This is a genomic window from Methanococcoides burtonii DSM 6242, assembly GCF_000013725.1.
Lineage (GTDB): Archaea > Halobacteriota > Methanosarcinia > Methanosarcinales > Methanosarcinaceae > Methanococcoides > Methanococcoides burtonii.
Genome location: NC_007955.1, coordinates 693797 through 705321, shown reverse-complemented (window position 1 = coordinate 705321; position 11525 = coordinate 693797). Strand labels below are relative to the sequence as shown.

Below are 11525 nucleotides of genomic sequence, written 5' to 3'. Positions count from 1 at the left end.
TATATATATCTACTATTTTATAAGTAGCATGACTTGAATTTAAAAAAGAACTTTTAAGTATAAATTGAATTTGGTAGGAGGAAGAGAACTATATGCCTTTCATCCCATCAAATTCAAAATAATATGTCTAAACAAATGTTTCACTGCTCAAATACGTCTACTTTTACAAAAAGCATTTTCTCACCATTCTCCCTGATGCCGAGAACAAGCTGATCATTTTCCATTGAGACAGTTGTTACATTGCTCAGCAGGGAGAGATACTGACTATCCTGCGAATCTGGACTAAAGTATGCAAGCGTCATTGGACCTGATGCTAATGTAAGTTCACTTCCATCCAGTGTGTGGCCCCCGACACCATGATTGCAGTCTGTTTTTATTGAGTAGGTTCCATCCAAGTTAAAAGTAAGTTTGTAGTTTTCCGGACCAGGAACTACTGACTTGCTAGCTGGAAGTACCTCAGTCAACCCAGACAAGTGCCATTAGATATCGATTATCTCTTTACGGATCTTCTAAATGCAAATATACCAAATTCCTATTTATATGTTGTTTGATCCATAGTTAAGTTTGAAGCCTAATGATGTTGAATTTAGAATAGATGTAGATATACATGGACACGATAGAGGAGAACTTCATCTAAAAAAAGTATTTGTGTTTAGTTACAATACGTTTATGTGCTGTTAAATGCAATATTTCTGCAGAGAGAGTTTTACAGGTCGAGTAGCCTGTTCCGCAGAGGAGTAATAGTAATGGCAGATGATATTGATTATAAAATACACGGAAACGAAATGCAACTTGTTGAGATAGAACTTGACCAGGGTGAGACAGTAAGGGCCGAAGCAGGTGCAATGATGTTCATGGGAGATGGCATTAAGATGGATACGTCCACCGGAGGAGGGCTGCTTAAAGGTCTGAAACGTGCATTCTCAGGTGAGAGCTTTTTTATAACTTCTTTTACCCAGAACGGAAAAGGCAAGGGTACAGTGGCATTTGGAGCTCCATACCCGGGTAAGATCATACCGATAGACCTTGCATCAGAAGGCGGCAGTTTCCTCTGCCAGAAAGACGCATTTCTATGTGCTGCCAACGGTGTCGATATTACCGTGGCATTCTCGAAAAAGATAGGTGCAGGTCTTTTCGGTGGAGAAGGTTTCATCCTCCAGAGACTCAAAGGAAACGGTCTCGCATTTGTACATGCGGGCGGTACGATAATCAAGAAAGAACTTGCTCCGGGAGAAACACTCCGGATAGATACTGGTTGTCTGGTGGCATTCTCAGAGAGCGTGAACTACGATATAGAGTTCGTAGGTGGTTTCAAGAATGCACTTTTTGGCGGTGAAGGTATTGTTCTGGCAACAGTCTCAGGACCAGGTACGGTATATCTTCAGAGCTTGCCGTTCTCACGCCTTGCTGACAGGATAGCAGCAGCCATCGGTCCCAATAATTCAAGCAGGGGCGAAAAAAGTGGTATTGCCGGCATGGGTGAAAATGCACTAGGCGGTATTCTCGGTGGCGACAGAAATTTCTAACGGCTTAGATGAGGTGCAATGAATGAAAATACTTGCAATTGCTGATATACATGGTAACTTTTCCCATCTGGAAGATATTAAAGATAAGGCTGGTGAGATCGATGTAGTAGTCATCAGCGGAGACATTACAAATTTTGGCCCTTCAAGCCAGGTAGATAACTTGAAAGGTATTTTTGACGTACCGGTCTTTGCAGTTCCTGGTAATTGTGATAAAAGGGATATTCTCGAAGTACTTGATAATTCGGAAATAGTAAATTTACACAAGAATACCGAGAAAATAGGAGAGTTCACGTTCGTTGGAATAGGAGGTTCCAGTCCAACCCCATTCAACACTCCTTTCGAACTTGAGGAACAAGAGATCGAAGATGCTCTTGAACCTATGTTCAATGCCTGTGAAGGTGATTGTAAAGATTGTAAAAGCACTATTGTGCTGGTGTCACATGCACCACCAAAGGGACTTCTGGATTCTATTTCAGGGGATAATGTCGGCAGTGTATCGGTTGCTAAGTTCATTGACCGCTCAAAGCTGGTGATCTGTGCACATATCCATGAAGCAAGAGGATTTGCCAGATCGGGAGATACGTTCCTTGTGAATCCCGGGATGGCAGCAGAGGGATATGCGGCTCTTATCGAGCTTGAGCAGGACAATGTGAGCGTATCCTTTATTGAAGCTTAATGAGGACAAACCGACATTCACATCCATTCGTGATCAGTTTCGTTCTCAAAGCTCTACCGTCATGAGGTCGGAAGCAATGTGTACTTCCCCCTCATACTTTTCTTTTATGTATTCGAGAGTCTCTTTTTCATGCCCCTGCATATGAGGATAAAGATGGGTCAGGTATACCTTTGAGATGTCGGAATTTTCAAGATATGGTCGCAACATGTCAGGTGTGGCGTGATTGGTCATCGGAAAATCCAGCGGGAACGAGCATTCATGAATGAGCATATCGGCACCTTGTGCCAGCTTCATGATGCTATCACACGGCTCAGTGTCTCCTGAATAGACAACAACCTCACCATCATGCTCCACCCGATATCCAAGCGAAGGCACACTGTGTATCCCGTCAGTACATCGGACGTTGCACCCCTGTGAAAGTTCAAATTCCTCACCTGCTACAACTTCCCGAACCTCGACATTGACCTTTACTTTCATGTAGGGATAGATAGCCATCAGCCTCCCCAACCATTCCTGCGTCCCCACAGGCCCATAGATAACCGCATCAAGCTTCTCACAAAGCCAGTTGGCTTTAAGCAAACACATGACATCTGCTACATGGTCAAGGTGCAAATGTGAAAGTACAATGGTATCAATCTCCGTATGCAATACCCCACTTTCGAATATCCTATTGAGAATACCACCCCCGCAATCGAAAAGCACCTTATTTTCCCCATACTCGATCAGTACACCCGACTGTACCCTATCTTTCTGTGGTATCGCCACACCAGTTCCAAGAAATGTAATCTTCATGTCCATTAGAATAAGGCTTAAGTAACTTAACTTTAATTATGGGGTGACCAATAGCATAAGGCAGCCGTTTTAATTCTCATGCGGAGGTCGCCCAGCCAGGTCAAAGGCACCAGACTTAAGTATGCTCTACTGTGCCAAACAAAATTTCATATAGCATGAAGATGCTGAAAGAGAATCAATACACAAAATTGCGAGGGTCGCCCAGCCAGGTCAAAGGCGTCAGACTTAAGATCTGATAACGAAGGTTTTCAAGGGTTCGAATCCCTTCCCTCGCACTAAATAATTTTATAATTACCCACTGTTTGATTACTTTTTTAGTAGTGTTGAATATATCCCTGATAAAGCTCCTTTTATACCGCCCTAAAGCCAAGCCAGTACAGGTTTACAGAACAGGCTTGGAATCTTACAACACGAGATGCTGAAATAACCATACTGCACCATGACGTGAATACTAGGTAATCAAAATCTCAAAGTCGTTTTTCAAAAATCAGAAAAGCAAAGGGATGGGGTAACAACAATAATACATACACACCTCTGGTATTTTGATGCGAGTTATCAGCTGTTATTTAAAATTCAATTTGTCCTCCACTCAACTGCCTAGTTCTGAATACATTGCAGCATCTTTGGGGAAAGGGTGCTAGCATCACACTCAACGCAGACCTGCGTTTAGTGGCAGTTCCTAAGAGAAGCAGTTATGCAATGTACTGGGTCGTGTTGTACGAATAAAATGAACAATACGCTACATAAGGCCTTGGAACTGTATCCATTGCTTCTTTCTTGAGCGTGGGACTTCTTTAAGTCGAGCTGAGCATGCTGGTATGTGTAATAATCGCAGATGGCGTGTAATAAGAGTGGATGACGTACATTACTTTGATAGAGCTAGGGATCTCAGATGCAGATGGACAGCTAGTAAGTGTTTCATCGCGATGTTATTCGGTCTGAGTAGCTCAAGTGTCCTACTTGACATCATCGATAGGTCTTTGGGAATATGTAGAGGGGATTGTATCCCGCGGGCTATCGGCCCATTAATTCAAGATAGAATCTCACATTTCGCTCATGCGCTGAGGTGTCGGCTTGCCTGTGGGCAGAATTTTAAGAGGGTCTAAATCCTGCGTGTGCTGCATGTAGAGCCCGTCTCCCATGAGGAACGAGTAGTGTTTAAGATTATCACTTCAATGCGTATTGCATTATCAAGACTTGGAGATCAGCCAGCTGCTATAGCCTCTTTTGATGAGGCTTTGAAGCTCAAGCCTGATGATGTGAAAGTGTAGGAAATGAAAAAGAAGGCGATTGAGTTACAGAAATGAATATTTCTGCTCTCATTACTTAATCATTTATTTCTATCTGTTTTATGTATGGTCCCAGTATCATGTCCTTATAAGCTCCACCTGCTGGAACTTTCGGATAGAGAACTTCTTCCCGGTCTGTGCAAACTTCCAGGAAACACGGTCCTTCTGAGTTTAGGAAATCTTCAAGTCCCTGTTTCAAATCATTTCTGTCGCTGATCCTTTTTGCATAATTAAAGCCAAAGGAGTTTGCAATATCTGCAAAATGAACGTCCTTTTGCCGCTGGGTAGCTGTCCTAATCCCATCATAATTTGCATCCTGAAGATTTTGAACCATACCATCGCTTTGGTTATTTAGCAGGAGTATCTTGACAGGCATATCAAGGGAAGCTATAGTGTGGAGTTCCCCAAGATTCATTTTCAGGCTGCCGTCACCGTCTATTGATATAACTCTTGCATTAGGGTTCGCATAGTGAACACCAATGGCCGCTGGCATGGAGAATCCCATTGTTCCAAATGATCCGGAGCTCATGAATGACTTTTCCTTTTGCATGGATAGATGTTGAGCTGCAAGCATTTGCTGATTACCGACACCAGTTGTTATCCTTGTATTCTCATCAATGTACTTTGCCAGCAGAGCCATTACCTCAGCAGATTGGATGTATTCAGATTCACGATTATAGTCCAGAGGCCATGAGTTTTTAAGGAATCTGGCACGCTCCTGCCACTGTTTGATATCCAGACTGATATTTTGCTTTTTAGCATAACTCATGAGGTCACGAATAGCTGTTGGTGCATCGCCTATGAATGTGAATTTTGGAGCACGCTCGATCTTTATCTGGTGCATCTTTTCGGGATTGATGTCAATGTAGGCTACATCGGTGCCTATCGCAAAACCTACCTTTTCAGCAACCCTGTCATCCCATCTTACTCCAATGGCGAAGAAGAAGTCGTTTTCCTGAATTAGCATGTTAGCGTATGGAGTGCCGAACATTCCCAACATTCCCATGTTGATGTCATCTCTTTCGTCAACTACACCCTTTGCCATTAGTGTATTAACTGAAGGAATTCCAAGCTGCTCGTTAAGCTCCCTGATGGCATAGCTTCCTGCTTCAGAGTTGAGACCGCCTCCAAGATAAAGCAGAGGTTTGCTGGATTTTGTCAGAAGCTGGAAAAATTCTTCGCATTGCTCATCACTGAGATGGCGGTCATCGTGATAGCTTTCCTCGAATCTCAGGATATTCATGCCCATATATTCATGGAGCTTCTGCTGTTTATCCAGAGGAACGTCTATGACAACAGGCCCGGGTTTTCCTGATCTTGCAAAGTAGTAGGCATCCTTGACTATGGATTCAATGTCGTCGCCATTGGATAGTTGAATTACTTTTTTAGCTGCATCCCCGAAGATGCCTTTGACATTGATATGCTGGAATGAGTCGGTGCCTATCTTGTGCTCTGGAACCTGACCTGCAAATACAAGCAAAGGAATGCTGTCACCATAGGCATCAGCAACGCTTGTGAGAGTGTTGGTGATTGCAGGTCCTGATGTGACTATGGCTACACCGACCTCATTGCTTGAACGGGAGTATCCTGCTGCACTAAATGCACAGGACTGTTCGTTGGAGTTTACTACTATCTTAATGTCGCTCTTTTCAAGGGCGTGGAATACCGGAAGTATTGCCGCTCCCGTATATCCAAAGATATGTTTGACCCCAAGGTCTTCCAGACATTTTACAAGGACTTCTGCTCCATTCATTTCTTCCATTTCAGATCACCGTGGAAAGAAACATCCAGCACAGGATACACTAATCAGTAAATTAACCAAAAACAGTGCACTTGAGCCAGAATATTTCTTTGCTCAAGCTAATAACACTACCACTACTACAGGCACATTGCGTAAACTGTGAGTTGTGGTAAAGTATGACATTATAGTGACTGAAGGCGGAGGTGGTATTTAAGGATTACTGGTCCTTTTGCCAAATTCTTTGTAAAAAGCTTGGAATAACTCCTACTTGTGATTATATTAGATGATATATGAGGGGAAAACAATTGATTAAATACCATACTTGTGCTTTCTTTTTTCAAATGCTTCTTTTCCTCCCTCAAGTATATTCTGCACATGAACTTTTATTATGTTATCGTCTATAACCCCTCTTTCACTAATAAAACCATTTTTTCCATTTGAATTCATTACTATCATAAGTTCCGAATCACCTAAAACAGGAATATTTGCATTATGTGTTGCAACAATAAGTTGCCTTTTATTTTTAATTTTTCTTATTAACCAAGTTTGACAGTTTCAATCCATTTCTAAAGAGAATGTCTTCTATTTTTTCATATTAGTCAGACAAACCTATTTGACAGTTCTAAAATATTCACATAATCTCTCATGAAATAGCTCAATTATGCCCTAAAATCAACCTATTTATCCAATCAAAATTGGAATAAATGTGCTTTTTTGACTTCCTTTGACATGAATCTACCGTAACTGTCAAATTCGATATGGATTTTTTTATAGAGGTTTTCGATTAGAAAATCTCGATGAATTTTGTTGATGTTTTCTTTAACTCCACAAACTCATACATCAAAAGCGAGATAAACAATTGTGCAATAAATCCAATGATCATCGCACCATAAATGCTATCATCCGTCCATACTCTCAATGGTTTTATCTCTATTTCATTCTTAAGAAAATTGATTATTTTCTCAATTGAATCCTTTTTTCGATATGTCTGAAGAGCTTCAATTACTGTCAAATTCTTACTCGATTTTAAGCAGAAAAATCCTCTCTTCCAGTAATGATCTTCTCTTCAAGAAGCTTAACAGCTTCATCCTCACTGAGTTCTTTCAGTTTGGTCTGGAATGAATAAGTAACATCGATCAATCCATTATTGATCTTAAAATGCTTAGGAATCTTCTTATTCTTGTCAATCGCTGCTTGTAACGTCTTTGCTTCTTGAATCTGTCTTACAATTTTTTCAGAGAAGTTGTAGTAATTTATACTGCTAAGCTTTGGTTTCTTAAACCCATATATTCCATTTTGTTCATCAATGACTTTTGGAGAATATGATTTAAAATTAGCAATGATCATATCATCACTTTTATTGAGTTTCTTTGCAGTCAAGTACTGTATTTGTTTATAATGCAAAGAGAAATATAAGAGTAGAATGAGTTTGTTGATTTCTTAGCTTGTCCTCGAATCACATAGTTTTCATTGACAGAATTCGCTTCTCCATAGTATGGATCATTTGTATAATCGATGGCAAGATCATACTTTTTACTTGAATCAAGGGTTTTGTGGGATGATTGCAAGAGAATCTTTGCATTGTTTTCAATGAGCTGATCGAAATCAATCTTATGTAAATGATATCTCATTGATGTTTTACATGGAGTATTATGATATTGTTTACCAATTGAATGGATTGAAAGTTTAGCGGTGGACGTTCCGAGAATAATAGTGAAGAGGTCTTTAGGAGTGAGTGATCCATTTATTGAAATGGGAATGTTGTCCAGAAGCGGCGGTAAAACAGTTTTAATACAGCGGTCATGTGTTAATTCGAGTCGTGACAACATGGAGAGGGCATATTAATGGTATATAAATGTGCCGAGTGGTGTTGATTTAGTGGATTATGCCAAAATTAGAGAACTACTGAAGTAACAAGATATTCACGTTTTCCACTCTATAGTTGTAAATATTCAAAACAAACTTACACGCAACATCAGCTATTGATACTGATTTTGTTTAAGGAATATTTGGGCGAAGATTATCGAGATTTTGTTGATCTCGTAGAACTGATGGATCCTGTCCAATCAAAACTAAAGCTAAACAAGGTACCGCATTTTACTATTCCATTAAATCATAGATTTAATGGGAGTTCCAGATTTTCAATCTGGAACACACTTCAAAAATTTGTTACTCGTACATATTCTGTTGTTTTGGACACCATATTTAAGAAAACACTTGACCGATTTTATAAAAATAGAGACTCAATTGATATTAATGCAATTGATTCTACTGGATTTACAAGTGGATATTGTAGTAATTATTATTCTTGGAAAATCAAAAAATGGAGGCGAAGTTACGTTAAAACGAGTATTTCGGTTGATGTTCATAAATTTGTGATTACTGGTTACAAGAGTTCTGGAAAACCAGTTCATGATGCAAAACATGCAAAGACATTGCTATCGCAATGTCATCAATAGGAGATCAAGATATTATGTGATGGATAAAGCCTATGATTCTGAAAAAATACACGAATTGACGAGGGAAAAACTTGGATCAATAGCAATTGTTCCATTGAGACAACGTGAACGAAAGCGAATCAAAGGAAGATCTCGTAAGAAAATGTTACGGGAATTCGATAGCAAGATATACTCTATGCGGAATTTGAGTGAAACGATGTTCTCGGTTTTGAAACGAAAATATGGGAAAAACTTACGTGCGAGAAAATATAGAAATCAAGTAAAAGAAGTGAAGTTCAAAGTGATATTGTACAATCTTGATAAGTTTATCAAGACTGTGTTTTTAGTTTGGATGAGGATTTCTACAGAGCCGAGCTTTTTGATGTGGATAATTACTCATTATTCCATTTCTTAAAAGATAGTTGCACTGCGTGTAGTCTTCGTTTGATTTGTTATTATCATCCATGTGATTATCAGGCAAATACACCACGTATTGATTATTATCCAGGATTTCCTGGGAATATCTTTATCGTATATCGGATTATTCCCACATCTTCCCCAAGCTGGACCTTCTCAATAGTTTCAAGTCCTTTTTGACACTGGATATGGTCATTGTTTGCCTTCCAGAGCCTCGAACTATTCGGTAGCGTCCCTATTTTGCTGTAAATTACCTGTACCCATTCCTCATTAATCCTTAAAGTTTCCTGTAATTGATAGATCCAATCCACCAGTTGTCTATAAAAAATCGCGTTCCATCCTTGAAATGAATCAATACTTCCCTTTCTTATGTCAGCCCATCTTATCTACAACTCTATTCTTTCAGATAATTACCCTTCTGGACAATCGAGGTACACCTTCAGGATCATCTCGTGTCCTTCCAGCTCCTTCTTTATCCTGCTTGCATTTGCTTCATTGAACTGTTTCTCGGTCCCACTTCCATACTCAAGATAGCACCATACGAATCTTTTCACCGGCAGATCATAAATGTTCAATATCTCACGAACCTCCTCACGTCCTTCATAATCGCCTTCATCTTCAAAATCATAGTCTTCGATGACATGCTCTGAGATCTCAATGTAGTACCGGTCCCCTTTCCTGATAGCTGGTCCCGCATCGATCCAATTCTCTGTCTGCTGCAGCCGTTGTTTTACCGATGTGAAATTGTTCTCATCCACGCAGACATATGAACCGGGGCCGAAATAATCTACATCATATTGCAGTTCATATCCATCCCCCAGATCATACATCCCAAGGATTTGTTCTGCTTCCGTCTCACTCATACCATCCTCGAACATGATAGCAATACCCCCGATCATGGGTTCATCTTGCTCGGTCTTCCTCCACAGACCCGTCCTTTCATCAAACTCCTGCACCACTGATTCAAAGACATGCTCCGGTGTGACAAATACCCTGCTCACCAGATCATTGGCATCGTTTCTCACGTTCAGCATCCATGCCTCATGACCTTCGATTTCGTAATACACGAGCACGGGTTCGTCCATCCTGCAATCAGTATAATTCATGGTGATCCCTGCAGCCATGGTCATCACATAGTCTGCACTCATCTCCGGCACCATTAATGGTACGTGGTCCAGCGTATCAGGATCATCGCAGTACGGACCGTACATACCGAATGCCTGTATTTTCCCATCACCGCTCACATCTATAAAACCAATGATACGACCCCCATATTCAACAGGTACCAGCCAGTATGCAGAATTTCCGTCAATATCCGTGATGAGCAGAGGAGTACCCGGGGTTCCGGCTTTCCAGAGATCCCTGTTTCCCACAGGAAGATCGGACTCAATGGTTTCGTTAAAAAGCTGATCTGCTGCACCGAAGGCATCATCTGAAGATGGAAATGATGTATCCAGGCCGGTTGCTGATGCTGAGGTCGTGTTGGCTGTCGCTTTGGTAGATAACGAGCCGCCGGTTTCCCCTTCACCGTTGACCGTATACAGCACCGACGCTCCTAAAAGGATCAGGATTGACAACACAATGCATATAACCTTTTTATTTGCAGTCATATCTTCCCTCTTCTTTCAAGAAAATCAGCTGCGCTGTCTCTCATATAACCGGATTCATTTTCATCGTCCATCACCTGGGTGAGGGATTCCATTGCTTCCTCACTCCCGATCTTGCTGAGAGAGAGTGCTGCAAACCTTCGGACGATATCACGCTCGTCCCTGTCCTTCATCACCTGAATGAGAGGCTCTGCCACCCGGTCATCTCCCGTGGTACCAAGGGCATAGGCAGCGGTCTTTCTGATCATTATCTCCTCATCCTCCCGCATCACCAGGATCAGGGAATCTACTGTTTCGTCATCGCCTATCATGCCAAGAGCAACTGTTGCACCCTTCCTGACCTCCAAATCTTCGTTTTCATCACACATTAGCTGTATAAGTGGGTCCACTGCAATCTCATCCTTGATCTTGCCAAGGGAATAGGCTGCATGCCATCGAACGTTAGTGGATTCATTTTCATCATTAATTAGTTGAATGAGTGGATCAACTGCCCTTTTGTTCCCGCACCTGCCAAGAGAGCAGACAGCAGCATCTCTGAGGAATTGATCTTCATCACTTATTGCCTGGATCAGGGGATCCACTGCCTTTCCATCCCCTATCTTGCCAAGGGCGTATGCAGCACTTCTTCGAACGATCCTCTCTTCGTTTTCATCAGTCACCACCTGGATGAGAATATCTACTGCCCTTTCATCTCCTATCTCACCAAGTGCATAGGCAGCACTTCTTCGGACGATCGCCGCCTCGTTCCCGTCAGACACCACACGAATTAACGGGTCCATCGCGTCCTCAGTACCAGCAAGAGTCCATGCTGCACGTTCTCTGACAAAAGGGTTTCCATTTTTATCCTCGATCACATGGATAAGAGATCCCTCTTTTTCATCACTAATGCAGCCAGCGCATAGGCTGATCAGCAACAGAGCAGTTAAAAGAGCTATGTTTGACCTGCTGGCTTTTATGCACATATCACACATTTACTGAAAGAATCTTATAAATGGTTTATGTCCATTTCATCGAACTGTTCCAATTCAACTTGAAAGAA

General features: G+C 41.3%; 10 protein-coding genes, 1 tRNA gene and 3 pseudogenes. 5 read left to right on the top strand and 9 right to left on the bottom strand.

What is annotated here, in order from left to right; genetic code table 11:
* Positions 1-140: 140 nt before the first annotated feature.
* Positions 141-473 (bottom strand): META domain-containing protein, encoded by a 333-nt coding sequence (locus tag MBUR_RS03500; protein WP_011498808.1) that lies wholly within the window; start codon positions 471-473, stop codon positions 141-143.
* A gap of 273 nt (positions 474-746) precedes the next feature.
* On the opposite strand from MBUR_RS03500, the gene MBUR_RS03495 reads away from it, so the two are divergent.
* Positions 747-1526, top strand: a complete 780-nt coding sequence (locus MBUR_RS03495; protein WP_011498807.1) for a TIGR00266 family protein — start codon at positions 747-749, stop codon at positions 1524-1526.
* A gap of 22 nt (positions 1527-1548) precedes the next feature.
* On the top strand, positions 1549-2202 hold the full coding sequence (locus MBUR_RS03490) for a metallophosphoesterase family protein (protein ID WP_011498806.1): 654 nt from the start codon (positions 1549-1551) through the stop codon (positions 2200-2202).
* A 45-nt stretch (positions 2203-2247) separates the two neighbouring features.
* Here MBUR_RS03490 and MBUR_RS03485 read toward each other — a convergent pair whose 3' ends face one another.
* Entirely contained in the window at positions 2248-3000 is a 753-nt protein-coding gene (locus MBUR_RS03485) for an MBL fold metallo-hydrolase (RefSeq protein ID WP_011498805.1), read from the bottom strand.
* 184 nt (positions 3001-3184) lie between these two features.
* Here MBUR_RS03485 and MBUR_RS03480 point away from each other — a divergent pair.
* Both MBUR_RS03480 and MBUR_RS14100 read left to right on the top strand, forming a co-directional pair.
* Positions 3185-3269 (top strand) — tRNA-Leu (locus tag MBUR_RS03480).
* Positions 3270-4148: 879 nt separating this feature from the next.
* Positions 4149-4265 (top strand): tetratricopeptide repeat protein, encoded by a 117-nt coding sequence (locus tag MBUR_RS14100; protein ID WP_198003792.1) that lies wholly within the window; start codon positions 4149-4151, stop codon positions 4263-4265.
* Between the two features lie 55 nt (positions 4266-4320).
* Here the strand turns inward: MBUR_RS14100 and MBUR_RS03475 are convergent, their stop codons facing one another.
* The 4 genes and pseudogenes from MBUR_RS03475 to MBUR_RS03465 form a co-directional block, all read right to left on the bottom strand.
* Positions 4321-6045 (bottom strand): thiamine pyrophosphate-binding protein, encoded by a 1725-nt coding sequence (locus MBUR_RS03475; RefSeq protein WP_011498804.1) that lies wholly within the window; start codon positions 6043-6045, stop codon positions 4321-4323.
* 288 nt (positions 6046-6333) lie between these two features.
* Positions 6334-6480, bottom strand: a complete 147-nt coding sequence (locus MBUR_RS13780; protein ID WP_157196642.1) for a hypothetical protein — start codon at positions 6478-6480, stop codon at positions 6334-6336.
* Between the two features lie 199 nt (positions 6481-6679).
* Positions 6680-7431 (bottom strand): annotated as a pseudogene (locus tag MBUR_RS13335) (IS1634 family transposase); the annotation flags it as partial.
* Positions 7407-7853, bottom strand: a pseudogene (locus MBUR_RS03465) (ISH3 family transposase); the annotation flags it as partial. The pseudogenes MBUR_RS03465 and MBUR_RS13335, both read right to left, overlap by 25 nt.
* 78 nt (positions 7854-7931) lie before the next feature.
* Between MBUR_RS03465 and MBUR_RS13330 the strand changes: the two are divergent.
* Positions 7932-8877 (top strand): annotated as a pseudogene (locus MBUR_RS13330) (IS5 family transposase); the annotation flags it as partial.
* 85 nt (positions 8878-8962) lie between these two features.
* On the opposite strand, the gene MBUR_RS03450 reads toward MBUR_RS13330, so the two are convergent.
* The 3 genes from MBUR_RS03450 to MBUR_RS03440 form a co-directional block, all read right to left on the bottom strand.
* Positions 8963-9190 carry a hypothetical protein gene (locus tag MBUR_RS03450; protein WP_048063207.1) on the bottom strand — a complete coding sequence of 76 codons (228 nt, stop codon included), beginning with the start codon at positions 9188-9190 and terminating at the stop codon, positions 8963-8965.
* A gap of 99 nt (positions 9191-9289) precedes the next feature.
* Positions 9290-10489 carry a UPF0228 family protein gene (locus MBUR_RS03445; protein WP_011498802.1) on the bottom strand — a complete coding sequence of 400 codons (1200 nt, stop codon included), beginning with the start codon at positions 10487-10489 and terminating at the stop codon, positions 9290-9292.
* Positions 10486-11448, bottom strand: coding sequence for a HEAT repeat domain-containing protein (locus MBUR_RS03440; RefSeq protein ID WP_198003790.1), 963 nt, complete (start codon positions 11446-11448; stop codon positions 10486-10488). Before MBUR_RS03440 ends, MBUR_RS03445 begins: the two co-directional genes overlap by 4 nt.
* Positions 11449-11525: the final 77 nt, after the last annotated feature.